At 71.2% G+C, this 26,875-nt stretch carries 18 protein-coding genes and 1 pseudogene; 7 read left to right on the forward strand and 12 right to left on the reverse strand.

The window, feature by feature from the left end:
- The first annotated feature begins 41 nt into the window (after positions 1-41).
- The 4 genes from BC793_RS34930 to BC793_RS49875 all read left to right on the forward strand — a co-directional run bounded on the left by BC793_RS34930 (position 42) and on the right by BC793_RS49875 (position 5,162).
- A complete protein-coding gene (locus BC793_RS34930) occupies positions 42-1,805 on the forward strand; it encodes a helix-turn-helix domain-containing protein (RefSeq protein WP_109600391.1) in 1,764 nt (587 codons plus the stop codon).
- 123 nt (positions 1,806-1,928) lie between these two features.
- Positions 1,929-3,254 (forward strand): MFS transporter, encoded by a 1,326-nt coding sequence (locus tag BC793_RS34935; RefSeq protein ID WP_109600393.1) that lies wholly within the window; start codon positions 1,929-1,931, stop codon positions 3,252-3,254.
- Positions 3,251-4,909: a carboxylesterase/lipase family protein gene (locus tag BC793_RS34940; protein ID WP_109600395.1), complete on the forward strand. Its 1,659-nt coding sequence runs from the start codon at positions 3,251-3,253 to the stop codon at positions 4,907-4,909. The genes BC793_RS34935 and BC793_RS34940 overlap by 4 nt, the downstream gene beginning before the upstream one ends.
- A 76-nt stretch (positions 4,910-4,985) precedes the next feature.
- Positions 4,986-5,162, forward strand: coding sequence for a hypothetical protein (locus tag BC793_RS49875; RefSeq protein WP_158319450.1), 177 nt, complete (start codon positions 4,986-4,988; stop codon positions 5,160-5,162).
- Positions 5,163-5,212: 50 nt separating this feature from the next.
- Here BC793_RS49875 and BC793_RS34945 read toward each other — a convergent pair whose 3' ends face one another.
- On the reverse strand, positions 5,213-7,132 hold the full coding sequence (locus BC793_RS34945; protein ID WP_109600397.1) for a serine hydrolase domain-containing protein: 1,920 nt from the start codon (positions 7,130-7,132) through the stop codon (positions 5,213-5,215).
- Positions 7,133-7,308: 176 nt separating this feature from the next.
- Here BC793_RS34945 and BC793_RS34950 point away from each other — a divergent pair, with 176 nt between their 5' ends.
- Positions 7,309-8,460, forward strand: a complete 1,152-nt coding sequence (locus tag BC793_RS34950) for a sensor histidine kinase (RefSeq protein WP_109600398.1) — start codon at positions 7,309-7,311, stop codon at positions 8,458-8,460.
- On the forward strand, positions 8,457-9,110 hold the full coding sequence (locus BC793_RS34955) for a response regulator transcription factor (RefSeq protein ID WP_109600400.1): 654 nt from the start codon (positions 8,457-8,459) through the stop codon (positions 9,108-9,110). Before BC793_RS34950 ends, BC793_RS34955 begins: the two co-directional genes overlap by 4 nt.
- A gap of 17 nt (positions 9,111-9,127) precedes the next feature.
- On the opposite strand, the gene BC793_RS34960 is transcribed toward BC793_RS34955, so the two are convergent.
- The 3 genes from BC793_RS34960 to BC793_RS34970 all read right to left on the reverse strand — a co-directional run bounded on the left by BC793_RS34960 (position 9,128) and on the right by BC793_RS34970 (position 12,782).
- Positions 9,128-11,299, reverse strand: coding sequence for an RCC1 domain-containing protein (locus BC793_RS34960; protein ID WP_146246584.1), 2,172 nt, complete (start codon positions 11,297-11,299; stop codon positions 9,128-9,130).
- A 92-nt stretch (positions 11,300-11,391) separates the two neighbouring features.
- Positions 11,392-12,195 carry a PaaX family transcriptional regulator gene (locus BC793_RS34965; RefSeq protein WP_109600404.1) on the reverse strand — a complete coding sequence of 268 codons (804 nt, stop codon included), beginning with the start codon at positions 12,193-12,195 and terminating at the stop codon, positions 11,392-11,394.
- Positions 12,189-12,782 carry a GNAT family N-acetyltransferase gene (locus tag BC793_RS34970; protein ID WP_109600406.1) on the reverse strand — a complete coding sequence of 198 codons (594 nt, stop codon included), beginning with the start codon at positions 12,780-12,782 and terminating at the stop codon, positions 12,189-12,191. The genes BC793_RS34965 and BC793_RS34970 overlap by 7 nt, the downstream gene beginning before the upstream one ends.
- A 29-nt stretch (positions 12,783-12,811) precedes the next feature.
- Here BC793_RS34970 and BC793_RS34975 point away from each other — a divergent pair, with 29 nt between their 5' ends.
- Positions 12,812-13,840, forward strand: a complete 1,029-nt coding sequence (locus BC793_RS34975) for an alpha/beta hydrolase family protein (protein ID WP_239170467.1) — start codon at positions 12,812-12,814, stop codon at positions 13,838-13,840.
- Between the two features lies 1 nt (position 13,841).
- On the opposite strand, the gene BC793_RS34980 is transcribed toward BC793_RS34975, so the two are convergent.
- The 8 genes and pseudogenes from BC793_RS34980 to BC793_RS35015 form a co-directional block, all read right to left on the reverse strand.
- The gene (locus tag BC793_RS34980) at positions 13,842-14,390 is read right to left on the reverse strand and encodes a YciI family protein (protein ID WP_109600410.1); all 549 of its coding nucleotides are present in this window, start codon (positions 14,388-14,390) and stop codon (positions 13,842-13,844) included.
- Positions 14,391-14,469: 79 nt separating this feature from the next.
- Positions 14,470-14,812: pseudogene (locus BC793_RS51815) on the reverse strand (transposase); the annotation flags it as partial.
- Positions 14,813-14,984: 172 nt separating this feature from the next.
- On the reverse strand, positions 14,985-15,815 hold the full coding sequence (locus BC793_RS34990; protein ID WP_146246585.1) for a HEAT repeat domain-containing protein: 831 nt from the start codon (positions 15,813-15,815) through the stop codon (positions 14,985-14,987).
- Positions 15,816-16,815: 1,000 nt separating this feature from the next.
- Positions 16,816-18,276, reverse strand: a complete 1,461-nt coding sequence (locus BC793_RS34995; RefSeq protein ID WP_158319451.1) for a UDP-N-acetylmuramoyl-L-alanyl-D-glutamate--2,6-diaminopimelate ligase — start codon at positions 18,274-18,276, stop codon at positions 16,816-16,818.
- A gap of 183 nt (positions 18,277-18,459) precedes the next feature.
- Complete coding sequence (locus BC793_RS35000; protein WP_158319452.1) at positions 18,460-19,389, reverse strand: lipid II:glycine glycyltransferase FemX; 930 nt, start codon at positions 19,387-19,389, stop codon at positions 18,460-18,462.
- Between the two features lie 243 nt (positions 19,390-19,632).
- Complete coding sequence (locus tag BC793_RS35005; protein WP_109600418.1) at positions 19,633-24,348, reverse strand: family 78 glycoside hydrolase catalytic domain; 4,716 nt, start codon at positions 24,346-24,348, stop codon at positions 19,633-19,635.
- A 451-nt stretch (positions 24,349-24,799) separates the two neighbouring features.
- Positions 24,800-25,378: a flavoprotein gene (locus BC793_RS35010; RefSeq protein ID WP_109600420.1), complete on the reverse strand. Its 579-nt coding sequence runs from the start codon at positions 25,376-25,378 to the stop codon at positions 24,800-24,802.
- Complete coding sequence (locus BC793_RS35015) at positions 25,375-26,793, reverse strand: helix-turn-helix domain-containing protein (protein ID WP_146246586.1); 1,419 nt, start codon at positions 26,791-26,793, stop codon at positions 25,375-25,377. The genes BC793_RS35010 and BC793_RS35015 overlap by 4 nt, the downstream gene beginning before the upstream one ends.
- Positions 26,794-26,875: the final 82 nt, after the last annotated feature.

Raw genomic sequence — 26,875 nt, forward strand, 5'->3', positions numbered from 1 at the left:
ACCCCCATCTGCGGCGTCGAAGGTGGAGGAAACATCTACCCATGCTGGAACCGACGGACGCCGGATCCCGGCCCGGACGCGAACGCGAGCTGGCCTCGCTGTACGCCACGGCACGGGCCCTGACCGCGCTGGGCGATGTCGAGGACGTGCTGGGATCCGTCGTGCGGCACGCCCACGACCTGATCGGCACGGACTTCACCTACCTGTCCCTGCTCGGCGACGACGGCACGTTGAGCATCACGGCCAGCGAGGGCACCATCTCGGCGGCGTTCCGGTCGGCGCGCATCCCGCCGCACACCGGACTGGGCGGCAGGGTCGTCGATTCACGGGCCGCGCACTGGGTCGAGCACTACTTCGAGGGCGGGCGCCTGCGCCACGATCCCGATTTCGACGCGGTGGTCGGCAGCGAGGGACTGGTCGCGCTGCTCGGGGTGCCGCTGCTGGTACGCGACCGGGTGATCGGCGCCCTGTTCGCCGCCCACCGCAGCCGGCGCCGGTTCCGCACCGACGAGATCGCCCTGCTCAGTGCGTTCGCCGACCACGCCGCGATCGCCCTGGACAACGCGCGGCTGTACGAGCAGAGCCGCAGCGCGCTGGCCGAGCTGCAGTCGGCCTACCGGACCATCGAAGAGCAGATGGCGGTGATGCGGCGGGCCCAGGCCGTACACGAGGCGCTGACCGGTGTCGTCCTGGCCGGCGGCGGCCCGGTGGTGGTGGCCGACGAACTCGCCGGCCAGATGGGCGGCCGGGTCGAGATCCTCGACGGCGGTGGGGCCCCGCTGGCCCGCGGCGGGGCCGCACCGCCGCCGCACGGGCAGCCGGACGGCGACGAGGTGGCAGGGGTCGTCGAGCAGGCCCGCGTCACGGGACGGGCGGTCACGGCGCCGGGACGCGACGGCCGGTGGCACAGCGCGGCGACGGTCCGGGCCGGTGACAGCCTGCTGGGCACGGTGGTGTGGAGCCACAGCCAGGAGCCGTCGGACGTGGACGTGCGTGGCCTGGAACTGGCGACCCACGTCGTCGGGTTGCTGATCCTCAAGGACAACGCGGTGGCCGACGCGGCCGAGCGGCTCAACGGGGAGCTGCTCACCGAACTCATCGTCGCCGGTCCCCCGGTGAGCGCGACGCAGCGTACCCGCGCCCGGTCCCGCGGTGTGGATCTCGACGCGCTGAACGTGGTGGCCGTCGCCGGTGCCGACGGTGTCTCCGCGGCCCGCCTGGTCCGGCACCTGCACGCGATCGCGCGGCAGGAGGCGGGCCTCGCGGGCGAACACCTCGGCCACGCGGTGCTGATCGCCCCGGCCGCGGACGCGGGCGTGTTCGCGCAGAACGTCCACCAGCGTCTGCGCGCCGACTGCGGCCGGCCCGTCACGGTCGTCTGCGAACGCGTCGCCGGGCACGACTGGGCCCGGGCGGTCTCGCGGGCCACCGGCTGTACCGCCGTGGTCCGGCATCTGGGGGCACGGGACCTGGGCACCACGACCGACCGGTTCGCGCTGTACGCGCTGGCCTTCGACGCCGACCGCCGCGACGAGCTCGACCGTTTCCTCGCCGACGCGATCGGCCCGCTGCTGGACTACGACGCCCGGCGGTCGACCGATCTGGTGGCCACCCTGGACGCCTACTTCGGCAACGACGGCAACCTGCGCAGGACCGCGGGCGCCCTCCGGGTGCACCTGAACACGCTGCTCAAGCGGCTCGACCGGGTCGCCGACGTGCTGGGGCACGACTGGCGGGCCACCGACGACCTTCCGCTGCGGCTGGCGATCCGACTGGAATGCCTACGCCGCGCCGTCCTTCGGTGACGGTGGTTCTTCCTTCCACCGAAGCGCCGACAAGTGCGGATGAATCTCACCTCTGAAGCGCGTGAGCCGCTCCCTACAGTGATGGCGACCACATAGGGGAGAACGCTTGACAGAGGAGTAGACGTGAGGGAAGACCCCGACCGGATACACGCGCGTGCCAGCCGTAGAGCGGCGTTCCGACTCCTGCCGATCCTGTGCCTGGTCTACTTCATGGCCTTCGTCGACCGTACCAACGTCGGCCTCGCCAAGACCGCGCTCGGCGCGGACGTCGGCATCAGCGCTGCGGCCTTCGGCGCCGGCGCCGGCATCTTCTTCCTGAGCTACGCACTGCTGGAGGTGCCCAGCAACCTGATCATGTACCGGGTCGGGCCGCGCCGCTGGATCACCCGCATCGCGCTCACCTGGGGCACGATCTGCGCCTGCATGATGTTCGTGCAGGGCGAGATCTCCTTCTACATCCTGCGGTTCCTGCTCGGCGCGGCCGAGGCCGGGCTGTATCCGGCCCTGATGTACGTGGTCACCCTCTGGTTCTCCCAGAAGCAGCGGGTCAGCGTCGTCGGGGTCCTGTACCTGGCCGTCTGCGCCGGCCTCGGGCTCGGCGCCCCGCTGGGCGGCGCGATCATGGAACTGAACGGCGCCGGCGGGATGTACGGCTGGCAGTGGATGTTCCTCATCGAAGGCCTGATCACGCTCGTGGTCGCCGGCATCTTCTGGCGCACGGTACCCGACCGGCCCTCGGACGCGTCGTGGCTGTCGGAGCAGGAGGCCGCGGTGCTCAACGAACGAGCCGCGGCCGGCGACGCCCCGGCGCACACCTCCCTGAAGGGCAACCTCATGGTGGCGTTCGGCCGGCCCTTCATCCTCGCGCTCGCGGTGATCTACTTCGCCAACCAGATCAACAGCGTGGCGATCCAGTACAACTTCCCCTCGATCGTCCAGAGCCTCGGCGTCGAGGGATCGTTCACCATCGGCGTGGTCAGCGGCAGCATCGGCATCGGCGCTCTCATCGGCGTGCTGGTGATCCCCTGGCTGCACCGCCGGGCCGCCGGAGAGCTCACCGTCCTCACCGGCGTCACGGTCGCCACCGTCGTGGTGGCCGCGATCTACACCGTCACCGACGGCGCCGTCGCCCGCATCCTGCTCATCGACGCCGCGATGATGCTGCTCATCGGCGTCCTGCCGCTGTACTGGTCGGTGGCCATGGCACGGATGACCGGCCTGATGGCCGCCGCCGGACTGGCGTTCATCAACACGGTCGGTCTCCTCGGCGGCTTCACCGGGCCCTATCTGTACGGCTACGCCGAAGGCCTGGGCAGCGAGGCGGGCGGTCACGCCGTGCTCCTGGGCGCCGCCGTCCTCGGCACGCTGCTGCTCCCGCTGCTGGCCTACGCGATCCGCACCGAGGACCGCAAGCTCACCGCCGGCCCGATCCTGGAGCAAGCCCGATGACGGGCCGACGCGTCCTCTCCGGGCTGCTCGGCCTGGCACTCGCGGTCGCCCCGATCGCGCCGGCGCAGGCCGGTCGGCACGACAGCGCCGTGGTCCGGCACACCGACCTCGGCACGATCACCGGCAACGACCGCAGCCGGTCCACCGGAACGTATTCATGGCTGGGCATCCCCTACGCGCAGCCGCCCGTCGGTGACCTGCGCTGGCACGCACCGCTCACCCACCGGCGGTGGACGGGCGTGCGCGACAGCACCGCGTACGGCGACGGCTGCATCCAGCAGGGTCGTCTGTTCAGCCCGGCCCCCAGCGGCCCGCACTACGGCCTCGACATCCGCGACGGCCTGGGCCGGCCCGTCGGAGCCGAGGACTGCCTGACCCTCAACGTCTACCGTCCCGCGACCGGGCAGAAGAAGCTGCCGATCATCGTGTTCATCCACGGCGGCAGCAACGTGGTCGGCTACTCGGCCGACCCGATGTACGACGGCAACGCCCTGGCCCGCCGTGCCAACGCCGTGGTCGTCACCGTCAACTACCGGCTCGGTTCCCTCGGGTGGCTCGACCTGCCCCAGCTCAAGACCGGCGATCCGGTCAACGACTCGGGCAACTTCGGCACGCTCGACCAGATCGAGGCCCTGCGGTTCGTGCACCGCAACGCCGCGGTCTTCGGCGGCGACGCGTCGAACGTGACCGCCATGGGTGAGTCCGCGGGCGCCGTCAACGTCTGGGCGCTGATGGTGTCGCCCCTGGCCAGAGGCCTGATCGACAAGGTGATCCCGCTCAGCGGCGGCCTGTCGTTCGCCACCGGAGAACGCGCCCGCACCTACGCCGACGCCCTCGTGACCGCGGCCGTCGGCGACTCGGGCAACCCCGACGAGGACGTGCGCCGCCTGCGGCGACTGCCCGCCGCCGACGTCATCCGCGCCCAGGTGATCCGCGGCGCCGCCGTCGGCGACCCGCCCGCGGTGATCGCCGACGGCACGGTCCTGCCCACCGACTACCACGCCGCCATCCGGACCGGACGGTTCGCCGGGATCCCGGTCCTGGCCGGTAACACCCTCGAGGAGGGCAAGCTGTTCGGGGCCCTGGTCGGCGCCTACCGGCCGAGCGACTACGAACGCTTCACCCGCCAATACCTCTTCGATCCCGACAGACCTTCGCCGTACGGGGTGAGCGACTTCCTCAACGACCGGTACCTGCCCGTCGACGCACCCGGCGGCTGGAACGAGACGGCACGACAGCTGACCGACGCCATCTTCACCGGCATCGCCAACGACTCGATGAACTCGATGCGAGCCGCCGGGAACAGAAACCTGTACCACTACCGGTTCGGCTGGAACCAGGAGCCGGCGCCGTTCGACGTCGTCTACGGCGCCAGCCACGCCATGGATCTGCCGTTCGTGTTCGGCACCTTCGACCGCGGAGTGTTCACGTTCGCGTTCAGCCGCCGCAACGCCCCGGGCCGGCTCCAGCTGTCCGGGGTGATGATCGACAGCATCGCCACGTTCGTCCGTACCGGACGGCCGCCCCGCGACGTCCTCGGCGCACGGTGGGAGCAGTGGCCGCGCAGTCTTCTGCTCGACGCCGGAGACCGGAGAGCGACCGCCGGCTCCGGGCCGTCCACAGTGGTGACAGAACGTATTGTTCCTACTCGGTGACAGCCCGCATTGCGGTGCTGGACATCACTTGAACTGGGTTTTTACGAAAGGGTTTCCGTGTCGTAACCTACGCAGCGTGATCTTCTTTGACGACTCGGACGCCGTCACCGTCCAGCACTCCCCGGCAATGCCGGCCCGAATCGATGCCCGAACCATCGCCGGCCGTCTCGCGGCCGGCGCCGGCGCCGCGGCCCTGATGCTCGTCGCCGTCGGCGTCGCCGCCGCGATCGTGGTCACCGCGACCCTGATCTGAGCGGCCCGCCGGCGACGGCGCCTCGGCCGGGCTCCTTGGTTGCGCAGGGTCTACATTCCCTGCCAGCCGAGCAGGTTCCACTGCCACAGGAACCAGGTCAGCGCCACCATCCCCGCCAGCAGGGTCACCTGGTGGACGCGGGCGGCCACGCCGGCGCCGCTGCCGCGCCAGCCTGTGACGGTCAGGCCCGTCGCGGCGACGGCCGCGGTCAGCGCCAGGACCGGCACGCCCAGCAGCAGCCGGAAGCTCAGCGGTACGTGGAAGAGGAACTCGCCGGACCGGGTCAGCAGAATGATGACCAGCCCGGCCAGGAACACCACACCGAGCACCGCCGCAGTGACCGCCAGCCTGCGCGCCAGCCGCCAGGCGGGGGTGGTCTTGGCCGGCCGGTGCCGGATCCGGCGTACGAGCCGGACGATCGGCAGTGCCGGCGCGCCGAGGACCGGCAGGATGAAGATCAGGAGCACCGCCAGGTTGACCGGAAGGGTCTCGGCACGCGACATCGCCTCGGCCGCCGATCCGTCGGTGGCCACGTAACGCCGGCCGTCCGTACCGGCGAGGAACACCAGCCGGTCGCCGTCGGCGGCCTGATACCGCCCGTCACTCTGCGGCGTCCACGTCTTCTGCCGGAAGGTGACGGCGCCGGAATCGTCGATGGCCAGGCGGGACGGCGAGAGCAGCGTGGTGATCTTCTCGAAGGAGGTCGCGTTGTGCCGGGCCGGCTTGTAGAACCCGGCCAGCGGTTCCGCCGGCCGGGCGGTACCGACGGTGGCGCGGTCGGCGGCCGGCTCCTGGCCATCGGCGACGGCGTGCTCCGGCGCGAACCGGTCGAAGAAGGAGTCGAGGAGTCCCTGCATGTCCGGGCTGCCGCCGGTGAGGCTGTTCATCGAGATGAACAACCCGAGGTCGCAGGCCGGCACGAGCATCATGATGCTGGTGAAGCCCTCCCAGCCGCCGTCGTGCATCAGGACCCGGTGCCCGTTGACGGTGCGCTGCTTGAAGCCGTGGGCGTAGCCGTCGACACGCGGGTCGGCGGTGAACGAACGCTGATGCATCCGCGCGGTGGTCTGCGGGGTGAGGATCCGCCCGGCACCGAGGCGGCCCTCGTGCAGGTGCGCGTTCATGAAGTGGGCCATGTCCGCGGCGGTGGTGGTCACCGAGCCGTCCGGCGGCATCCGGTCGAACGTGAACGGGTACACCTTCGGCGGGGTGAGATCGGTGTCGTAGCTGCGGGCCAGATCGGCGGCCATGGCCGCCGGCACCGGTTCCGCGGCGGTGCTGTGTGTCATGCCGAGCGGGTCGAGCAGGTGCCGTTGGAGGTACCGGTCGTAGGGTTCACCGCTGACTTCGCTGACGATGTGGCCGGCCAGGGCGGCGCCGAAGTTGGAGTAGGCGGAGATCTCACCGGGTGGCCGGATCCGGGCGGGCATGTGATCGGCCAGGTACCGGCCCAGCGGCGGTACGTCCGCGGCCTCCCGCGCGCCGGTGCCGGTGATGAAGTCCTCGAAGCCCGCGGTGTGGCTCATCAGGTGCCGCAGCGTCACCGGCCGGTCGTAGGTGTCCGGCACCCGAAAGCCGGTGAGATAGCGGTTCACGTCGGCGTCCAGGTCGAGCCGGCCGGCCTCCACCTGCTGCATGACCGCCGTCCACGTGAACAGTTTGGAGATCGAGGCGATCCGTACCAGGGAACGTGACGCGTCGAAGGGCACGGCGCGTTCGGTGTCGGCCATCCCGTACCCCTTGGCGAAGGCCGTGGCACCACCGGCGGCGACCGACACCACGGCCCCGGGCACCCGGTCGGCGGTCAACCGGCCGGGCAGGGCACCGTCGAAGAACGCGGCCACCGCGGCCTGCGTGGCCGGCGGGCAGCCCGCCGGCGCGGCGCCGGCGGGCTGCGCGGGCGCGGCGGCCGGTACCGCCGCGCAGCCGACGAGCAGACTGAGCAGTGTCCGGCGGGTCAGGGCTCTCATCGTGGTGCTCCTCGGATCTCATCGCTGGCGGACGATGCCCAGCCTTCCGCGGACCGGTGCGCCGGCACATCGCCGCGCGGTCGGCTCCGGAGCCCCACGAAAGACGCAACCGGCGGGTCCGGATCGTCGACGAAAGTCGTAGTCGCGGCGTCGGCGGCGTTGCCTAAGCTGCCGACATGCAGACACCACCTCCGGCGCGACGACGGTGCACGCTCGCCGCCGCCCCCGGGCTGACCGACGCCGCGCTGGTGCTGGTGTGTCTCGCCTTGAGTCTGCTGGCGGTCAAGACACCCTGGTCGCCGCTGCCGTGGCCGGTCGTGGCGGTGGCCGGGGCACTGGGCAGCGCGGCCATGTGGTTCCGCCGCCGCTGGCCGGTGGCCGGGGCGGTGGCCGGCGCGGGCACGTTCGCGCTGGCCGGTAACCCGGGTCCGCTGTTGATCGGGCTCTACACCGGTGCCCGGTATGCGCCACGCCGCGGCGGCTGGCTGTCCGGGCTCGCCGTGTGGGCCGGTTACGTGGGGTGGTCCTGGTTCGACTCCGGGCGGGTGACCGTGGACGACGTCCTCTTCCCGCCCCTGGGGATCGGCCTGGTGGTGCTGGCCGGGATCAACCTCGCCACCCGCGACGCGCTGCTGGTGTCGCTGCAGGAGCAGGCTCGGCGGGCCGAGGCCGAGCGGCTGCTCCGCGACGATCGGGCGCGCGCCGCCGAACGCACCCGCATCGCCCGGGAGATGCACGACGTCCTGGCCCATAAGGTGTCGCTCATCGCCCTGTACGCCGGTGCGCTGGAGCTGCGTGCCACCGATGACCCGAAACTGCGGGACGGCACGGTCCTGATCCGCACCACGGCCCGGGAGGCGCTGGTGGACCTCCGCGAGGTGCTGGGCGTTCTGCGTACCGACGTGGCACCGGCACCGGACGCCGCCACCGGCGGGCAGTTCCCGGATCTGGGCGCACTGGTCGGGGCGTCGCGCCGGGCGGGGCACCCGGTCGAGCTGCACGACGAGGCCGGCGACCTGCCGGCGGCCACCGCCCGGGTCGTGTACCGCATCGTCCAGGAGGGCCTGACCAATGCCCACAAACACGCTCCCGGGGCGCTGACGACCGTGTCGGTGGGCCGTACCGGGGACGGGAGCGTCGCCGTGTCCGTCCACAACGGGGCGGGTGCCACGCCGATGGACCTGCCCGGCTCCGGCACCGGGCTGGTGGGCCTGGCGGAGCGGATCCGGTTGGTCGGCGGCGCACTGCACAGCGGGCCGGTGGCCGGGACGGGCTGGCAGCTGTCCGCCGTCGTACCCTGGCTGGACCCGCGATCGGAGCTCTCGTGATCTCAGTACTGCTCGCCGACGACGAGGCACTGGTCCGGGCCGGTCTGCGGATGATCCTGGAGACGACCGACGACCTGACCGTCGTCGACGAGGCCGGTGACGGTCAGGCCGCGGTGGACGCCGTGCAGCGGCACCGGCCCGACGTCGTGCTGATGGACATCCGGATGCCCCGCCTCGATGGGCTTCAGGCGACGGCGGCCATCCGGGCCAGGCCACAACCGCCCGCGGTCATCGTGCTGACGACGTTCAACACCGATCACGATGTGTTCCGGGCGCTGGAATCCGGTGCCACCGGATTCCTGCTGAAGGACACGCCACCGGCCGATCTGCTGCGAGCCGTCCGCCTCGCGGCCGCCGGTGACGCGATGCTCTCACCGAGCGTGACCCGTCAGGTGATCCACCGTTTCACCGCGGAGGACCGGTCGCGGGTCCGGGCCGAGGCACTCGACAGGCTGCGCCCCCTGACCGGGCGGGAGCGCGAGGTGCTCGTACAGATCGGGCTCGGTCATGCCAATGCCGTCATCGCCGCTGCCCTGCACATGAGCGAAGCCACGGTGAAGAGCCACATCACCCGGCTGTTCGAGAAGCTCGCGGCCACCAACCGGGTCCAGCTGGCCATCGCCGCGTTCCGGGCCGGTCTGGTGGAATAGCCCGCCCGGGTGACCGGTCAGTCGCGCCCAGGTGGCAGGGCCGGAGCGCTCACCGGCACCGGGCGCGACTGGGGCAGGTGGTCACTGTTGCCCAGCTCACCGTTGCTGCCGGGTCCCCAGCAGTAGGTTCTGCCGTCGTCGCCGAGCCCACAGGTGTGGAAGTCGCCTGCCGCCAGCCGGGTGAAGGCCACCCCCGAGGGGGCGAGCACCGCCACCGGCAATGGTTCGTTGTCGTCGCCGCCGTTGCCGAGCACGCCGTAGAGGCCCGCGCCCCAGCAGTATGCCCGGTTGTCGCCGGTGAGCCCGCAGGTGTGCCAGCCGCCGGCGCTGACCTGGATGAATCGGAATCCCGCGGGCGCTTTCACCGGCACCGGCCGTGATCGATCGATGTCGGTGCCGTCGCCGAGGTTGCTGGAGCTGTTGTCGCCCCAGCAGTAGATTCTGGAGTCGTCGCCGAGTCCACAGGTGTGATGGAAGCCCGCATCGATCTGAGTGAAGGCCACGGCGGGCGGCACACGGACCGCCACCGGCTCCTCCCGGTGCTCCGTACCGCCGTCGCCGACCGCGCCGGCTGAGCCCCAGCAGTAGGTCTTCGTGTCCCGGCCGATCCCGCACGTGTGAAATTCACCAGCGGTGAGCTGGGTGAACGTCACTCCCGCGGGCGCCTTCACCGGTGCCGGCCTGGTCTGCTCCGGCGCTGCACCGTTGCCGAGGTTGCCGAAGAAATCGGTCCCCCAGCAGTAGGTCTTCGTGTCGCTGCCGATCGCGCAGGTGTGGTCCTTGCCGGAGGCGAGCCCGGTGAAGGTCACGTCGCCGGGTGTGTCGACCGCCGTCGGGCGGGTCCGGTGCATGGTGCCGCCGTTGCCCAGTTGCCCGTGATCGCCGGCACCCCAGCAGTAGGTTCTCGTGTCGCTGCCGATGCCGCAGGTGTGGAAGCCGCCGGGGGCGAGCTGCCTGAACGTCACTCCGGCGGGGGCGCTCACCGCCGCCGGCCGGGCCCGGTCCGTGGTGCTCCCGTTGCCGAGCGCGCCTTCGTCGTTGCGGCCCCAGCAGTAGGCCGTACCGCGGTCGTCGCGCAGGCAGGTGTGGGCGAGCCCGGCCACCAGTTCGACCGTCGGTCGCGCCGGGGCCGGGGCGGTGGGCACCGGCGACGGGGTCACCCTGACCGGACGCGGCTGGTCCACGAGGTCGCCGTTGCCGAGCCGGCCGTCGCGGCCGACACCCCAGCAGTAGGTTCTGCCGTCGCCGGTGACCGCGCACGTGTGCTCGCCGCCGACGTCGACCTGCGTGAAGGTCACCCCGTCCGGGGTGTCCACGGCGGCCGGTTGCGGCCGGCCGTCGTTCCAGCAGTACGTCGTGGTGTCGCTGCCGATGGCGCACGTCCGATCACCGCCCGCGTCGACCTGGGTGAAGGTCACCCCGGCCGGGGCCTGCACCGCGGCCGGTTGCGGCCGGCCGGAGGTCCAGCAGTAGGTTCGGGTGTCGCTGCCGGTACCGCAGGTGCGCCCGGCGCCGGCATGGAGCCGGGTGAGCGTCACACCCGGCGGGGTGTCCACGACGGCCGGTGTGGTCCGGCCGTCGCCCCAGCAGTAGGTCTTGCCGTCGCTGCCGATGCCACAGGTGTGCCGCTCCCCCGCGGCGATCCGGATGAGGGTCACACCGGCCGGGGTCTCCACGACGGCGATGCCCGCATGGAGCACCGTGCTGTCGTTGCCCCGCTGGCCGTGCGCACCGTCACCCCAGCAGTAGGTCCGGTCGTCGCTGCCGATGCCACAGGTGTGCGCTCCTCCGGCGGCGAGTTGCCCGAAGGTCACCCCGGCCGGGGCCTTCACCGCCATGGGATCGACGAACCAGCCGCTCTGGACGTTGCCCACCTGGCCCGCCGTACCATCACCCCAGCAGTACGCCGTGGCGTCGCTGCCGAGCCCGCAGGTGTGCCCGCCGCCGACGGTGAGCCGGGTGAAGGACACCCCGGCGGGAGCGGCCACCGGCACCGGTTTCGCCTGGTCCTGCTGGGTGCCGTCGCCCAGTTGCCCGTACTCGTTGTCGCCCCAGCACCAGGCTCGGCCGTCACCGTCGAGCATGCAGGTGTGCCGGGCCCCGGCCGACACCACCGCAACGGCCGGCGCCGGCGACGGCATCGGCCCCGTGAGCGTCGCCAGCATCGCCACCGTCAGTCCGGTTCTCATCAGCACGGCCCGACACCATCACGGCGGTACGGGCACCGGCTGCCGTCCCCGGTTTCTCCACCTGAGTGGGGGACGGTCCGCACGCTGTGGGTTCACAGCCATCCGCGGTACAGGATCTCTTCGGGGAGCCGCCCGGCGAGGGTGTTCCACCGGTCGTACCATGCCCGGCGGATCGGGCTGGGCGGCCAGGGCACGTCGCGCAGTTCGAGGGGGACGAGTGGATCGTCACGCATCGCGCGCTCCAGCGCATCGGCCAGCCGGATCTGCCGGACCAGCAGCGGCATGACCCCGTCGCCGGGTGCCGGATCGGTCTCGGCGACGGCACGCTCCAGGGCGGCGTAACCGTCGATGATCGGAGCGGCCGGCCAGAGTGATGCGGCGACGGCCCGGGGATCGGTGAGCCCGCGCACGTCGAGGCTGGTCGCGGTGGCCCGGACCAGGCTGCCGCGCGCTGCCGGGCCGAGCATCCCGGTCAGGTCGTGGGGGCTGACGTACAGGCCGGTGGAGACCGCGGCGGCCCCCGCCTCGACAAGGGTACGGCGCAACGCGTCCCGCAGGGCACGGTCGGCCTCGGGGACGCTGACCGCCAGCAGACGCCAGGTGCCGTCCCACGGCGCTCGTCCATGGTCCTGGGCGATCGCGAGCCGCAGACCGAGCCGGTCACGGTCCAGGCGCTCGCGGCCGGCGTCGGTGAGGCCGATCGTGCCCCGCCGGCCGCGACCGGTCTGGGTGATCTCGCCGGCCGCGTGCATCCGGCGGATGGTCAGCCGCACGGGCTGATCGTCGAGACCTGCCGCGTTGGCGGTGTCGTAGACCAGATCGAGCGGAGCCTCGCCCTGTGCGGGCAGGAAGGCCTCGATCACCGTGCGCGGTGCGGGAGCCGGGAGGTTCACCATCGGCCGGTCCTCTTCCGCATCGTCTTGTACCGCTCGAAACCGTACAGGTGGCGGAGCGCGCCGACCGAGCCCTCCCCGACGACGTCGAAACCGCAACGCCGGTAGAGGGCCTCCGCGCGCGGGTTCGTGTCGATCACCGACAGCTGCACCCACCGGTGCCCGAGCCCGGCCCCGTAGACCGTGACCGCGTCCAGGAGCGCGGATCCGATGCCCCGCCCTCGGCGTTCGGCGCTGACGCAGACGCCGTCGAGGACCAGCACACCGCTGCGCTCCTGCCGGTCGAGCGGGGCGAGCACGACCGACGCCCGGAGTGCCGCGGTCACCCCCAGGCTCTCCCGCAGTCGCCGCCAGGACAGGTCCGCCGCGCCGTGGCCGTCCCGGTGGTACCCGCACACCGCGATCACTGCGCCGTGGTCGCGGGCCACCAGCGTCCGGTCGGCACGCAGCCCGGCCGTGACCTGGGACCGGCCGGTCGTGTCGTCGCGGAAGGCGGTGCGCAGCTTGCTCCCGAACGCCGACCAGTAGAGCGCACCCACGCGGGGACGCTCGGCCTCGGTGAATCCGTGGTCGATCACTGGGTCATCCATGCCCTGCTTCTATCGCGTACGCTACGTTCGTGAAGAGAAAGATAGCTCTATTGGTGATGGTGCTGCTCACCGCCGGTGTGGCCGCGGTCCTGGCCGGCCACGACTTCCGCATCACCGAGCGACGGGTGACCATTCCCACGGCCGCCGGAAGCCTCGACGCGGTGCTGGTCCTGCCCGAGGACGGCCCGGCGCACGGCCTGGTCGTGATGGTCCACGGCGACGGCCCGGTCGAGGCCACCCACGACGGGCTGTACCGGCCGTGGTTCGAGGCCGCCGCCGACGCGGGCTTCGCCACGCTGTCCTGGAGCAAGCCCGGCGTCGGCGCCTCCACCGGCGACTGGCTGCGGCAGAGCATGGCGGACCGGGCCGTGGAGGCCTCGACGGTCATCGACTGGGCCCGCACCCGCCCGGACGTCCCGACCGGGACCGTGATCCTGTGGGGAGCCAGCCAGGCCGGATGGGTCGTGCCCAGGATCGCCGCCGAGCGCGCCGACATCACCGCGATCGTCGCGGTCAGCCCCGCCGTCAACTGGCTGCGCCAGGGCCGGTTCCACCTGCTGGCCGAGTTGGACCACGCCGGCGCCGGTGCGCGCGAGCGCGAACGGGCCGTCGCCGTCAGCGACCAGACCCGGCGGCTGCTCGAGCAGCGGTGCGACTTCGCCACCTACCGGAACACCACCGACGACGACCAGCCGATGGACGAGGCGCGGTGGGGTTTCGTGCAGCGCAACCACACCGCCGACGCCACCGCCGACCTGCGGGCCGTCCGGGTGCCGGTGCTGCTCATGCTGGGCGACCACGACCGCAACGTCGACACCGTCGAGACCGAGAACACCTACCGGCAGATCCTGGGCGAGCGGGTGACCGTCCGGCGCTTCGACGCCGCCCACTCGATGGCCGCGCCGGCGATGGAGGAACACACCCTGCTGGGCCTGGCCACCGGCGTGTTCCGGCCACGATCACTGCTCGCCGACACGGTCCTGGACACCTACCGCGGATACCTCGACGCCGCACCCGCTCCCGGTGACGGCACCGGCTCACCACGACCGCCCCGGTGAGCTATCGCCGCCCGCCGAAGGCCCAGTCGTGCACCTCGACATCGGCGTAGCGGCCTCGGGTCAGAACAGCGCGCGCCGCATCCGCATCCGGCGCCCGCACCAGCAGCGCCGTGCCCAGCCACCGGGCGCCGTCGTCGGACAGCAGCGGCCCGTACGCGATCAGCTCATCCCGGTCGGCCGGCACGTCCAGGTCGACGGCCACGCCCGTGCCGAATCCCATCACCAGGTAGCGACTTCCACCGCTGCGCCCGCCGGGAAAGTCCCACATGGTGCGCCCCAGCAGGTTGCTCCACCGGCGCACCAGCACGTCGCGGTACACCCCGGCCTGGTAATTGGGTTCCTCGAAGGCGAACGCGCGGGCCGCGGCCGGATCGGGCAGGTCGACGATGTGCAGGCTGCCGGTGGGAACCTCACCGGCGGCATCGAAGGTCGGGCCACGGGCGATCAACTCCGCCTCGTAGCGGTCCATGTAGGACCAGTGCTCCTCGATGAGTTCGTGACGCAACGCCACGGAGCCGGGCCGGTCGCGGTGGTAGCACAGGAACTCCATCCCCGTAGTGTTCACCAGCGCGCCCACCCGGCCCGATGCCAGGGCTCCGCACGCCTTGGAACTCCTGACTCTTCGAGTGGCAGATCAGGGCGCAGCCGAGATTGAGTAGGGTTTCGTGGATGTCGTCGCGGATTTCCCAGCGGATGCGTAGCCGCCGGAACCAGTGCAGCAACGCGAAGCTCTGCTCGACGACCCGGCGCGGCTTGCCGAGCCCCGAGCCGTGCTCAGTGCCGCGGCGGGCGATGACCGGGGTGATGCCGAGTTCGCGGACCGGGGCCCGGTACTTGTCGTGGTCGTAGCCGCGGTCGGGGTAGACCTTGGGTGCTCTGCTGCGGGGTCGTCCGTTTGCCGCGGATCGGCGGGATTGCTTGTAGCAGCGGGATGAGTTGGGTGACGTCGTTGCGGTTGCCGCCGGTCAGCAGCAGGGGATGCTCGCGTGGGTGACCATCGGCGTTGCCGTCAGCCCACCAACGACTGAACCGCGAGCTCGCCGGTCCGCGCCGGGCGCGTGTCAGCACGTCAGTTTCGGTAGCCGCCCTTGATGGCGTGGCCGGCGGGTGCAGCAACGCGCGGTATACCAGCAAGGGGCATTCGTCAGCGAGTCCTGGTCCGTGCTCCGGCGCTCTCTCGTTCGGCGATGGCAGTTTGGATGCGACGCAGCGTGCGCAGAGCCTTCTTCGCCGCAGTGCGAACCTCACCGTCGAACACCGTCACGCCACGATCACCGGCCATCAGCCGCTCCAGCGTCGGCACCGCCCGGTCATCACCTGTCGATCCGAGTGCGACAGCAGCCCAGTACCGCTGATCCGGATCCGTGCTGTCGGACGCGGCCAGCAGCCGGGGTACCACCTCCGGCGTGAACAGTGCCAGCGTGCTGGCGAGATAGCCGATCCGGGGGAACCGCCGATGCTCGAACTCGTGCCAAAGGGCCTCCAGCGCCGCGTCGCCGCCGATGCGGGCCAGGGCGTCGGCGGTTCGCTGGCGAAGCCAGTCGGCCTGATCGCCGAGCAACGGTCGCAGCGAAGGTACGGCCGAGGCGTCGCCGAGCCGGCCAAGCGCGGTCACGGTTTCGCCCCGAACGATCCACTGCGGGTGGTCGAGGAGCGTGATGAGCTGCGGCACGGCGGCCCGGATGTCCATTGCCGCGCAACCCATCGCGGCCCATGCCTGACAGTTGTATCGGGTGTCGGCGAGCGCGGCCAGCAACGGCTCCTGCAGTCCGGCGTCCGCGAAGACGGCCGCCTGGTTCATCGCCCGCGAATACAACGACCTGTGGAAATCTTGGTAGTCGCGGACGAGCGCGTGCAGCGCCGCGATGGCTGATTCATCATCATGCGTCCTGGCCCGGTCGAGCAGGTGGTACACATGTGCTTCGCGGGTCTCGAGGTCTCCCGAGCGAAGGCCCTGCAGGTCAGCGGGATTCACCGCCCGACCATACGCGCCACCCGTCCCGCGGCTGGACTCGGCCGCACGGTGGCACTGATTCAGCCGCGATGCGTGTACTTCAGATCGATCAGTGTTCTTGAGCAGCGGAGTTGCCGGGCGTGGTCCCCAGGTAGTTGAACGTCGAGGGCGGTGAGCTCGAAGTCGTGCAGACTCCAGGGTTGCACCCTCAGCTGTTCACTGATCGCCGTCCGCTGCCAGCAGAGCTCACAAAGGCCCGCAACTTGTCCAGGCCGTTGAGCTCCACGTGCCGCAGTTGGTGGTGACGACAGGAAGGAGTCGGCGTGGAGATGATCGAGCAGCTGGTTTCCCGGACGGACGCCGCGGCGGTGCTCGATCAGAGCTGCCTGCCGCCCGGGTGACGTGACGTTGGCAGACGACTTCCTCGATCGGCTGCGCGTGATCCGGACACCTTCCTGCCCCCGGTCAGCCTGTGGGAGATCACCATCCAATAGGCCACCGGCAAGCTGGCCGGACCGGCCGATCTCGCCGAGCGTGTGCGGACATGGGCTTCCGCGAGCTACCCGTGACACATGACCGGCTGCTCGGCATCGCGGTCCGCCGGTACGCGATGGACGGGCCGGTCACCGTCGAGAACCGCTCGGCGGAGTCCTAGCGCCTCGCCCTACCGCAACACCGGCGGCCCGGCCGTCGTCGACGAGCGTCACCATGTTCAACGACGGCACGGAATGGATCGTGCATCTCGCCGTGTTCGCGCCGTTCGTCGCCTGCTCCTCGTCGCCGGCAGCAGCCAGCGCGCTACCGCCGAGCAGTAGGCTCGCCGGCCGAGGGCGGGCCTTCTGCCTATCCGGCGGTGACGATGGTGAGGCTCTCGCTGGGTCTGAGCCGGTAGTCCCGTCCGTACGGCTAATCCGCGACGACATCCACGAAGCCCTCCTCAAACTCGGCTGCGCCCTGATCTGCCACTCGAAGAGTCAGGAGTTCTTAGCCCGGTCGGCCCGTCACCGGAGAACCCGCCCACCTAGGACCAGCCGATCCCGGTGAGGACGCGGCGGGCCTCGACGTGGTCGTTCCAGGCGATGCGCCCGTCCGGAAGGTCCTGGTAGTTCTCGTGTCCCTTGCCGGCCAGCAGCACGGTGTCACCCGGCTGCGCTTCCGCGAGGAGTTTGCTGAGCGCGTCCCGGCGGTCAAGGCACACCTGAACGTCGACGGCGGCATCCCGGTTCTCGTGGATGCCGGCGACGAGCTCGGCGGCGATGGCGGCCGGGTCCTCGCACCCGGGGTTGTCGCTGGTGACGACGATGACGTCGGCGAACTCGGCCGCGACGGAGCCGAGCGGTCGCCGGTTGCCGGCGTCGCGGCCGCCGGCGTGCCCGAAGAGCAGGAGCAGCCGGCCCCGGGTCTGGGCCCGCAGCGTACGCAGCGTCGTGCCGAGTGCCCGCGGTGTGTGCGCGAAGTCGACGAACACGTCGAACGGCTGGCCGCCCTCGACCTTCTGCAGGCGGCCGGTGACCGTGGTCTGTTCGGCGGCACGCGCGACGGCGTCGAGGGGGGCGCCCAGGGCGAGGACGGTGGTGGCGGCGGCCAGCCAGTTCGACACGTTCATCGTGCCGGGCATCGCCGACCGGATCGCCCGGGTGCCCCAGGGGGTGACCAGGGTGAACGTGCTGTGGTCGCCGTTGAGCCGGATGTCGCGGGCGGTGACGTCGGCGGGGGCGTGCACGGCGTACCGGAGGATCCGTTCCGGGCCGTGCCGGGCGATCAGGTCCGAGGCCGGGTCGTCGGCGTTGACGACCCCGAAGGCGCCCGGGCCCGTCGCGGCGGTCATGGCGAACAGGCGGGCCTTCGCCGCCGCGTACTCCTCCATGGTGCGGTGCAGGTCGAGGTGCTCGGGACTGAGGTTGGTGAAGACGGCGGCGGTGAACGGAACGCCGCGCACCCGGTCCAGGTGCAGGGCGTGGGAACTCACCTCGATGACGGCGTCGGCGCAGCGGGCGCCGACCATCCCGGCCAGCATGCGTTGCAGGTCGCCGGACTCCGGGGTGGTGAAGCCGAAGTGGGCCGGCGGCCGTCCCGCGCCGGTGGTCATCCCGAGCGTGCTGAGCCTCCCGGTACGCCGGCCCGCCTGCTCCAGCGCGGCGTGGATGAGGTGGGTGGTCGTGGTCTTGCCGTCGGTCCCGGTCACGCCGACCATGCGCATGGCCCGGCCGGGATGGCCGTACAGCGAGGCGGCCAGGTCGGCGAGAGCGGCCCGGGCCGACGGGACCCGCACCACCGCGACGTCGTGCGCGACGTCGACCGGGCCCTCGGCCACGATGCCGGCGGCGCCCCGGGCCAGGGCCTGATCGATGAAGGTACGGGCGTCGTGCCGGGCGCCCGGGACGGCCACGAACAGGTCACCGGGCCTCACCCGGCGCGAGTCGTGCGTGATACCGAGAATCGACCGATTCGCATCGCCCTGCGTCAGTACGGCATCAGGCACGTCCGCGAGTATGCGATCGAGAGGTGAGTTCGTCGTCATGCCATCCAAGACGCCGCCGCGGACTCGGGCGTGCACCCTTTTCTGAAATTTCAAGAGAATCGCACAAGCGGCACTTCCTCACCCTTTCCTGGAATTCCGGCAACCATATTCGCTCGTATTCTTTGACGATTCTTCACAACAATCTCACAGCCGGAATTCCCATGTGCCCAGGTATTTCCGGTAACGGCCTCCGAAGGACTGTTTGAACTGGGTGAAACCGGCCCACGGGTGATCGGGGTCGCCGGCCGGGGCGGCACCGACGAAGTCGAACAGGTCCTGACCGCCGTCACGGGCGTCGAGGATCATCGTGGCCAGCAGAACCGCCCCGGGGTGCAGCCTGCGGGCGGCGGCGAGGGTGCCGCTGTGTGCGTAGTAGCGGGTGGTCGGGCTGTCGTACACCAGGGCCGCACCGACCGGGTCGCCCTCGTGGCGCACGACGTAGAGGGTGGCGGCGTCGCGGGACAGCAGAGTGGCCGCCTGCCTGCGGTAGTAGTCGTCGGCGTGCTGACGGATGCCGGTGTTGTCGGCCACGTCATGCAGCATCCCGAGCAGGATCTCCACGTCCCCGGGATCACGGCCGGCGGTGACCGTGAGGTTCTTCTTGTGGGCGTTGCGGAAACGGTTGCGGTTGTTCGCCGAGAACTCGCCGATCAGCTGCTCCCGGGTCCGGCCCGCCAGGTCCCGCACCCAGGTCAGGTCCGGTTGCATGCTCCGTCGTGCCGGTTCGTAACCGTGCCCCGCCAGCACCTCCCGCTCGACCGGCACCCACGGTTCGGCCCGGATGAAACCCGCGCCGACCTCGCGCCCCAGGTCGCGCAGCGCCTCTGTGGCGGCGGCCAGGCCCGCCCGGTCATCGGCGACCGGCCCGTACGGACAGTAGAGCCGGCAGGCGTCACCGGCCCGCTCCACGACGGTCATGCACTGCCAGTCGCCCCCCTCACCGAAACGCACCTCCCGCCCGTTCGCGCGCTGGAAGGCCGCCCAGTGCGAGCTTTGCAGGAAGTGTCCGTCCCGCTTGAAAACCCGTTCGTCCCACAGGACCTCGTCGATCCGCTGGTGCCAGATGGTCGTCATTGCCGCCCGTTCTCTCGTTTCCGGCGTTCCTGCATGAAGACGCGGACGGAGCAGATTCGGTGCAGTCGGATGACCGATGACATTGCCGGGCCAAGTAGCAACAGGGGAAGGGACCGGAAGACCCGGGAAACGCATACCACAATGTTCGAAAGAGGTGCGGAAACAGCCGGTTCCACGCCTTTCCTGTTCGTACCGGCCGTGGGCGGCAGCGCGGCTACCGCCCACGGCCTGCCGATGGACGGCTCAGCCGGCAGTCACCGGCAGTGTCCACACGTCAGCGATCGACGGATCGTAGTTGCGGCCCTCGGCGTCCTCCTGGAACCGGACCCGTACCGTGCCGTCCGTCGTCAGGTCGGCCCGGTCCACCAGGACCTGGTAGCTGACGGTGCCCTCCCCAGCCGAGGTGCGCTGATGGGCACGGGAGTGGACGAGCACCCCGTCGACCAGGATGTCGTAGTCCTTGATCTGCGCCTGGTTGTAGGTCTCGACGGCGCGCAGCACGAACGGGCGGTCCGGCGTGACCGCGAGATCGAACTCGAAGTAGCCGCCCGCCACCCCCTGCTGGGTGTACCGCCGCGTCCGGCCGGCCTCCGTGTTGATGCCCGACGCGGCCGAAGCCGTCAGGTGGTGCGCCTGTTCCGACGCGCCGTCCCCCAGGTCGGCGTGGTCGACGGCGCCGGAGGGCGGCACCTCGAGGACGACCCGTACGCCGGTGGTGGCCTGCTCCGCCGCGCCGGCGCCGGTGGCGGCCGTCAGCGTGGCGGTGCCCTCGGTCACGGTCGACGGTGCGGTCACCGGCAGGGCCACCGTGTGTTCCCGGCCGGCGGCCAGGTCGTAGCGCTGTCCCGGCCCGATGGACCAGCCGGCCGGCCCGGTGACGGTCACGGTGCCCTGGGCGCGGATCGTCGAGCGGTTGCGCAGAGCCACGCTGACGCTCGTCGTGCCGCCCGGGGCCACCGTGTCCGGGCCGGCGGTGACGGAGGAGATCTCGACCGCCGGTGCCACCGTGATCGCGGCCCCGATCGGCAGGGTGGCGATGCCGGTGTGGCGCCGGTAGCCGACGGTGCCGGTCAGGTCGGCCGTACCGGGCCGCTGATCCGCGCCGACGCGTACGTCGAAGAGCGCGGTCACCGTGCCGCCGGGCCGCACCGAGGTCGCCGGAGCCGGCCCCACCGGTGTCGAGGTCCAGCCCGCCGGAGCCGGCAGGCCGATCCGGACGCCGGTCAGTGCGGTGCCGCCCCTGTTCTCCAGGGTCGCCTCGACCCGGACGACGTCGCCGGGAACCGGGTCCCCGGCCGGGATCTTCAGCGCGGCGACCGCGCCCACCAGTGCGGCCGAGACCCGCGACAGGCGCGTGCGTACGCCGGTCAGGACGGCCCGCAGTTCGGCGGCGACCTGCTCGGTGAGGCGTTCGCGGGCCAGTTCGGTGCCGATCCACCGATCGAGGTCGGCGGCCGCGGCCAGCGCGAGGTGCACGGTCGTGGCGGTGGTGGCCGGGGACACCGTGCGGTAGCCGCGGTCCGCGGCCCCGGTCGTGGACACCAGTGCCCGGGCGAGCACCGTGGCCACCGGCCACGAGCAGCGGTTCTGATCCCCGCTGCCGGCCGGTCGCCGGTCTGCGGCGGCCCGGTCGTCGATCAGGCCGGCCAGGTCCACGGCCGCTGTCCGGGCCTCGCCGAGATCACCGCGGACGGCGTCGACGGCGAACCGGTAGCTGCCGGCGCCCACCGTGAACACCGCGTTCGGCCCGGCCATCTTGACGAACCGGACTCCGTCGGCGCCGGCGGCGGGCCTGCCGCCCTCGGTCACCGACCATCGGCTGGCCGCCGGGATCTCCACCGTGGCGGTGGTGTTGCCGGGCACGGTGACGTCGAGCGACATCTGCCCGGCCGCGTCCAGTCTCCAGTCGCTCACGAACCGGCCGTACCGGGAGCGGTACGTGGCCCGGGCCGAGGTGATGCCGCCGCCCGGCTGCGGCGCGATGGTGACGTGCCGGTATCCGGGTGCCGCGTCGTCCGGCCGGATCCCGCCGATGGTGCGGTACATCCAGTCGCCGACCGCGCCGTACGCGTAATGGTTGAAGGAGTTCATGCCGACGTCGCCGAAGCTGCCGTCGGGTTTGATCGAGTCCCAGCGTTCCCAGATCGTGGTGGCGCCGCGCGCGATCTCGTAGCCCCAGGAGGGGTAGTCCCGGTTCAGCAGCAGCCGGTAGGCGATGTCCAGGTTGCCGGTGTCGGTGAGCGCCGGCAGCAGGTCGGGGGTGCCGAGGAAGCCGGTGGAGAGGTGGTGGCCGCGCGACGCGACCCGCTCCCCCAGCCGCCTGCCCGCGGCCGCGCGCCGGTCGGCCGGCACCAGGTTCATGCTCAGGGCCAGGACGTACGCGGTCTGGCTGTCGCCCTGGATCCGTCCGTCGGCGGCGATGTAGTTCTCGGCGAACGCTCCGGCGACGGCGGTGGCGCGATCGCCGTACCTCTCGGCGTCGGCGGTGCGGCCCAGGGCCGCGGCCATCTCGGCGAAGAGCCTGGTGCTGTACGCGGAGTAGGCCGTCCCGACCACGCCGGCGGGAGTCGGGTCGTCCAGGTTCAGCCAGTCGAGGTACGGGCCGGCGTCCGGCCGCAGCAGTCCCCTGCTGGTGGCCTGCACGTAGTCGACGTAGCGGCGCATCGAGTCGTAGTGGTCGGCCAGCTCCTTCGTGTCGCCGTACCGCTTCCACAGCGTGTACGGCACGGTGATCCCGGCGTCCGCCCAGCCGGAGGCCCCGTCACCGCAGCAGCTCCGCGGTGCCACGTCGGGATAGGCGCCGTTGGCGGACTGGGCGTCGCGCAGGTCGGCCAGCCACTTGGTGAGGAAGCTCAGCGAATCCATGTTGAACGTCGCGGTCTCGGCGAACACGTTGATGTCACCGGTCCACCCGAGCCGCTCGTCGCGGGCCGGGGTGTCGGTCGGCACCGACAGGAAGTTGCCGCGCTGGCCCCACACGATGTTGCTCTGCAACTGGTTGACCATCGGGTCGGAGGTGGTCAGCTCCCCGGTGACGGGCGCCGCCGTGCCGATGACCCGGCCGGTCACCGCCGACAGCGCGGGCGTCCCGGGGTATCCGGTCAACTCCACGTACCGGAAGCCGTGGAAGGTGAACCGCGGCTCGTACACCTCGGTGCCCGTGCCGGCCAGGGTGTAGTGGTCGGTGGCCTGGGCCGTACGCAGGTTGGCGGTGTAGACCGTGCCGTCGGGGTTGAGGACCTCGGCGTGCCGGATCCGCACGGTCCGCCCGGCGTCGCCGGTGACCGTGAGCCGGGTGGAGCCGACCATGTTCTGGCCGAGGTCGAAGACCCACACGCCGGGCTTGACCTGGGTGACGGTCTTCGCGGCGAGCTCCCCGGTCACCTTGACCGGCGGGTCGACCTGGGCGACCAGGCGTTGCGTCGGGTCGTCGGCGCCGGTGGCGCGCACGGTGGCCGGGGACCAGGCGGTGTCGTCGAAGGCGGACCGGCGCCAGCCCGGCGGGTCGAGCCGCGCGTCGTACGTCTCGCCGTGGATGTTGTCGCCCCGCAGCACCGGGCCGTCGGCGGACCGCCAGGTTCCGTCGCTGCCGATGATCTGCGAGGTGCCGTCGGTGTAGTCGATGCGCAGCTGCGCGAGCAGTTCCGGCCGCTCGCCGTAGAGCTTGTCGCCGAGCCAGGCGATGGAGCCGGAGTACCAGCCGTCACCGAGCATCGCCCCGATGGTGTTGTCACCCACGACGAGCTGTCCGGTGACGTCGAAGGTCTGGTACTGGATCCGCTTGGCGTAGTCGGTCCAGCCCGGGGCGAGCTGGCGGTCGCCGACCCGGGAGCCGTTGAGCGACAGCTCGTAGACACCGAGGGCGGTCGCGTAGATCCGCGCCCGGCTGATCGTACGGTCGACGGTGAACTCGCGGCGCAGCAGCGGCTTTCCCGCCGGGTCGGCCAGCAGGGTCTCCGTCGAGCCGGAGACGGCCAGTCCCTGCGGCGTCGGCGTGCCGGCGGTGAACGGGTTGGCCCCGCCGGTCAGATCGGCGTCGACCTCGGTCCGGCCGCCGACGGTGAGCTTCACCGAGTGGACGACCGCCGACTCGGCGTTCGCGGTGCGCAGCCCGATGGTCCCGCTCGGCCGCCGGCTGTCCACGGTGGTGTCGACCAGGGTGCCGTCGACGAAGGTCCGGACGGTGCTGCCGGAGGCCTCGATCCGCAGGTCGTGCGGTTTGCCGAAGTCCGCCGGGGCGACGACGTGGGCGATCGGCACCTCCTTCAGCAGCTGCCAGGCGCCACCGGCGCGGACGTGCGGGCGCAGCACCGGAGCGTTGCCGAAGTCGGCCAGCTGCCACATGTACGCGTCGTTGACACCCCGGGCCCGGAAGAAGACGCCCGCCGCGTCGCGGGTCACCGTCAGCCGTACGTCGACCGTGTAGTCCGCCCAGGAGGTGCTCGGGCGCTCCCGGCCGATCCACTGCGCCTGCCAGTCGGCGGCTGCCAGCAGACCGGTCTCCCACCACGACGGTGCGCTCCAGGCCGACACCCGGCCGGCGGCGTCCCAGACGCGTACCTGCCAGTGGTAGCGGGTGGCCGAGGTGAGCGCCGGGCCGCCGTACGGGACCTGGGTCGAGTCGGCTCCGGCCGTTCGTCCGCTGTCCCAGACGTCGGCCCGGCCCGTCGTCAGCCGGGCCGCCGTGGTGGCCACCCGGACCTGGTAGGCGGACTGCGTGACACCGCGCTGCGAGGAGCCGACCAGCCACCCGAGCCGTGGCGCCGGTGTGTCGATGCCGAGTGCGTCGGTGACGCCCTCGACGGTGAGGCCGGTGGCGGTCGGCGCCGGACCGGCGGCGACGGCCGGGCCCGGCGCGGCGATGACCGTGGTGAGGGTGCCCGCGACGCAGATCGCGATCGCGAGCAGATACCGGCCCGCCCGGCGGGCGGAGTGGTGGAGTCTCGTTCGTCGGTTCATGTGCACCCTTCCGATCAGGTCTTCATGGCACAGCGGCCACGGATCGGGCATGCCGAAGCGCGGCACGGGTGGGCGTGCCGGGCTGGTGGTGAGAAGTAGTGAAACGTTTCACCCTGCGGGTAACACAATCGTACGGAGGACGTCACACAAGCGCAACGATCAGCCACATTGGACCGCCGTCGGCATTCGCATCGCGCTCACCGGCGACGAGCTTGACCAGGTGGTCACCTGGTCCAGCCGGTCGTCGTCAGCCCAGGCAGTCGCGGCGAGATCCCGGATCGGACCCGAGTGATCGGGTCAAGAATCTCCTGGTCACCCTCGACCAGCAGGTTTTCGTCGGCATGGACGTGCCTGTGGTGCCGGACAACGCCTCCACGCACAAACCCCGGCGGTCAAGCGATGGCCGGCCGCCCAAGGTTCGTCCTGCACTTCACCCCGACCGGCCCAGGGCTCAACGAGGTGTAGGCGTGGGGTGCTCCGCCGCCGAACTGGTGGATTTTTTCGCCTGTTGTAGCGCAAGCTGCCAGGGATAGCGCTCCAGAGAGTCGCCCCCGGTCCCGGGAGCATGGGGTTTGAACTCCTCGGGTCCGTAGAGGACGAAAATCCCCCGCTCCTCGCTCAGCTGCTGAATGCTGCGACGAAAGGGTGCACGCAAGGCCAGAGCGCTGTTGACGAAGGGCAGGATGACGACGGGAATACCGAGTCCGGGCGCTTCGGCAAGCAGGCCGAGTGCGTAGGTGTCGGATATACCCTGGGCGAATTTGTTGATGGTGTTGTACGTGGCAGGGGCGACGATGATGGCGTCGGCTCGCGGGCTTCGGGGTTCATCCGGCTTGCGATACCGGCTGCGGACGGGCCGGCCGGTCTGCTGCTCCAGAGCGGGCACGTCGATGAAGTCGAGAGCTGACGGGGTGGCGACGAGTTGAACGGTCCAGCCGTCGTCCTGGGCGAGTTCGACGAGGGTGCCGACCTCGCTCGCGGGGCCGGCTGCGCAGACGATGATGCAGAGGACTCTGGGGTCGGTCGTCATACGGCGATCCCGAGGTTGTCGGCGAATTCGCGGGCCTCCCGGCGGACGGTGATCGGGCCAGTGGTGACCAGGTCACCGACAAGGCGACGGGTGCTGGGGCGGCCGGTGATCTCCTCGGGGGCGATCTGTTCGGCTGCCCGGATCATGTGCAGGGCCCGCTCGTGCCTGCTCCACATCAGAAATGCTCGGGTGGCGTCGAGCAGCAGCGTGGCCTTGCGTTCGTTGATGGGCAGCGCATCGAGATCTACGCGGCGTGCGAAATCGATGGCGGTTCCGGCGTCGCCGAGTCGGATCGCGGCGTTGACTCGGTGACAGAGCACGTTGTTGGGGCCGAACGCGGTCCACATGTGGTTGCCTTCATGGCCGAGACGGCGGCCGGCTTGTTCCGCTTCGTCGAGCAGCTCGGTGGTGGTGTGCCGGTCCTCGTCTTCGGCTGCTGCGATGGCGCCCCGCAACAGTAGGGAGCCGTAGACCGACAGGTCGTCGTCGGTGGGCTGGATGAGGGCGGCGTTCATGCGTCGGGCCGCGATGCCGGCGTTGGTGGCCGCAGCTCGGTGGTGGCCGCTGTCCATGAGTGCGTGGGTGATGATCCGGGCACTGGAGCCGATCATCAGGGGGATCTCGGTCTGATGAGCGGCGTGGACACTGCGGTCGGCAGCGAGCCAGGCCAGGCCCTTGTCACCGTGCTTGATCAGGATGGACGCGGCGACGTGGTGCGCCTCAGCCGACAGGATGTGCGCCTCCCGCTGGTGAGCGCCTTCTGCGGAGGCGGTGGCGGCGCGCAGTGACCGCAGCAGCGGCGGGAGCATGGTGAGCACATCGCCGTACCTGCATGCCTGATAGTCGCGCTTGGCGGCGACGACCGCAGCCGATAGGCGGGTCAGGTCGGCCGGCCCGGCAGGTGCTGCCGGGGGTTCGGTCAGGACGGTGGCCAGGTCGTTGAGGGCGCTGCCGGCCATGGGCGTGGGGGCGGTGCCGGCGGTGGCCAGGATGGCGCCGAAGAGGCCGGACCCGGTCAGGCCTACGAACTCGCGACGTCGCACGGCGCTGTCCTCCCCCGGTCGCGGATCTCTCTCCACGCTACGCGCGGGACGGAGCGTGCCCGGTGATCCAGAGGGGGACCCATCCCCGGCTGAGATGTGGCGGGGCGCGAGTCCGAGGGCGGTGCGGGCGGAGTCGGGAAACTGGAGGCCGTCGGCGATCCGTTCGTACACCTCGAGGGTTGTGACGTGGTGGCTGCCGGCCATGATGCTGCTGACCTTGCCTTGACTCATGCCGATCCGGCTGCCGATCGCGGTCTGCGAGAGGCCGGCGTACTGGCGGACGAGTTGCAGGACGCGACCCATGGCGCGAGACCGCAAAGCGGTGATCATCTCGGGTCGGTTCCATAAGGAGCCGGGAATCTCGGACCTCAACGAAGTTTCCCCCCGAACTGCGGCAATGTCGCATAAAGATCCATCGTGGCCTACCCATAGCCCATCCCATCAAGGGATACCT

The sequence above is a fragment of the Actinoplanes xinjiangensis genome, assembly GCF_003148685.1.
Lineage (GTDB): Bacteria > Actinomycetota > Actinomycetes > Mycobacteriales > Micromonosporaceae > Actinoplanes > Actinoplanes xinjiangensis.

Bases quoted from the DNA above. Each gene is read 5' to 3' on its own strand.
- BC793_RS34930 (WP_109600391.1), top strand. From the start codon at position 42: ATGCTGGAACCGACGGACGCCGGATCCCGGCCCGGACGCGAACGCGAG.
- BC793_RS34940 (WP_109600395.1), top strand. From the start codon at position 3,251: ATGACGGGCCGACGCGTCCTCTCCGGGCTGCTCGGCCTGGCACTCGCG.
- BC793_RS34945 (WP_109600397.1), bottom strand. From the start codon at position 7,132: ATGAGAGCCCTGACCCGCCGGACACTGCTCAGTCTGCTCGTCGGCTGC.
- BC793_RS34950 (WP_109600398.1), top strand. From the start codon at position 7,309: ATGCAGACACCACCTCCGGCGCGACGACGGTGCACGCTCGCCGCCGCC.
- BC793_RS34960 (WP_146246584.1), bottom strand. From the start codon at position 11,299: ATGAGAACCGGACTGACGGTGGCGATGCTGGCGACGCTCACGGGGCCG.
- BC793_RS34965 (WP_109600404.1), bottom strand. From the start codon at position 12,195: ATGGTGAACCTCCCGGCTCCCGCACCGCGCACGGTGATCGAGGCCTTC.
- BC793_RS34970 (WP_109600406.1), bottom strand. From the start codon at position 12,782: ATGGATGACCCAGTGATCGACCACGGATTCACCGAGGCCGAGCGTCCC.
- BC793_RS34980 (WP_109600410.1), bottom strand. From the start codon at position 14,390: ATGGAGTTCCTGTGCTACCACCGCGACCGGCCCGGCTCCGTGGCGTTG.
- BC793_RS35000 (WP_158319452.1), bottom strand. From the start codon at position 19,389: ATGACGACCATCTGGCACCAGCGGATCGACGAGGTCCTGTGGGACGAA.
- BC793_RS35005 (WP_109600418.1), bottom strand. From the start codon at position 24,348: ATGAACCGACGAACGAGACTCCACCACTCCGCCCGCCGGGCGGGCCGG.
- BC793_RS35010 (WP_109600420.1), bottom strand. From the start codon at position 25,378: ATGACGACCGACCCCAGAGTCCTCTGCATCATCGTCTGCGCAGCCGGC.